Origin of the sequence: Campylobacter concisus (assembly GCF_902460575.1) — a bacterium.
Classification (GTDB): Bacteria; Campylobacterota; Campylobacteria; order Campylobacterales; family Campylobacteraceae; genus Campylobacter_A; species Campylobacter_A concisus_AW.
The window spans coordinates 1-1,354 of record NZ_CABPUY010000011.1; the positions used below are offsets into that span (position 1 = coordinate 1).

1 protein-coding gene and 1 pseudogene are annotated in these 1,354 nt (G+C 37.7%); both read left to right on the forward strand.

Annotated elements, in window-relative coordinates:
* On the forward strand, positions 1–1,068 hold a 1,068-nt coding region (locus F3G76_RS10390), incomplete at its 5' end, for a Cj0814 family flagellar-dependent secreted protein (RefSeq protein ID WP_223227472.1).
* Between the two features lie 12 nt (positions 1,069–1,080).
* Positions 1,081–1,354 (forward strand): annotated as a pseudogene (locus F3G76_RS10395) (cell surface protein); the annotation flags it as partial.

Genomic DNA, 1,354 nt, shown 5'->3' on the forward strand with positions numbered 1-1,354 from the left:
GATGGCTACTTTACAGATGAGTTTAATAAACAAGCTGGCATCCCAAGTGATTATAAAATTCACTCAAGCACACTGGAGTCGTTAGTCAGGATAGAGACGCAGCCTGACTATATGCAAAGGACTTTTGACAGCATCGATATACTAAAAACCGTAAATAATGCCTACAAAATCCTCTCCCAAGTAGTTGGCGAAGACACACTAAACTCAAAAGATAGCTTTAGCTTAGATGAGATAAGAAATTTCCCTCAAGGCTTTGAGTATAACCGCCAAAGCATGCAAGTAACAAAAATTAATAACTCCATTCATGAATTTGGCTCGGCTGCGGCTGATTTTAACGGCAAAGAGTCAAATAAGCAGATGATAAGCACGCTTTTTTTCAACCCAAGCTTTAAAGGAGGAGACGGCAGACAGCCATTAAAACCAACAACTGATATCTTTAATAACAACAATGGCGGCAAAGAAAACACGGTCATTGGTGTATTTATGGATCCGCATGGAGAGAAATACACTAATAAAGACGGCTCAATAACTAAAGGCGGACTTATAGCAGCCGTCATAAACAACAACCTTGATGTAAGAGAGGGGGAGACAACCGCAAGAGGCAAAAGAGAAGGCTATGATAAGAGCGTAGATAGCAAAGAATTTAATAGAGCATTTGAGCTGTTCGAGCTTATGGGTGAGATGAAATTTGGACCTGGCTTTATAAATGCTACTGATAATGACATAGCTGGCATGCCTAAATATATGCAAGATCACATTAGGTCTAAAAGAGACTTTGTCTATATCGACTTACAAAGTGGCTTTGTCAGCACTCCTGAAGATAGGCGTAGGGGATATGAAGAAGACGAGCTCTCATTTAAAAAGATGATGGAGCATAATCTAAAAATGCTAAAGCTACTCTTTGGTGAGATAGACAAAGATGGCAAAAAGAGCAAAGACTTTATGGATAGCTTTTTGAAATTTAGTATGCCACCTTTAAATTTAGTAAAAGAGCTAAATGAAAACCCAGCTGGAAAATACCTAGTAGATATGCTTGGTATAAAAAGAGATGTTGATATAAAGGCGTAAGGGGAACTTGAAGTGATAACTAGCATAAACGGACTTAGCAACACATCGATACAAGAAACCACTATCCAAAAAGAAAATATACCTAAAGATACCAAAGATGATGAAAAGGCCAAAATAGAAGCTTTATGGTATAGTCCAGTTGGAAAGAGCATAAAAGAGATTATTGACATAGACGAAAATGAAGATAATTGGGTTGCAAAAACGATAAGCAAAATAGATAATATGCTTTCTAAGCGTTACAATACCGAACAAGATCGCAACGCCATGTCGATGAAACAGCCAAAAA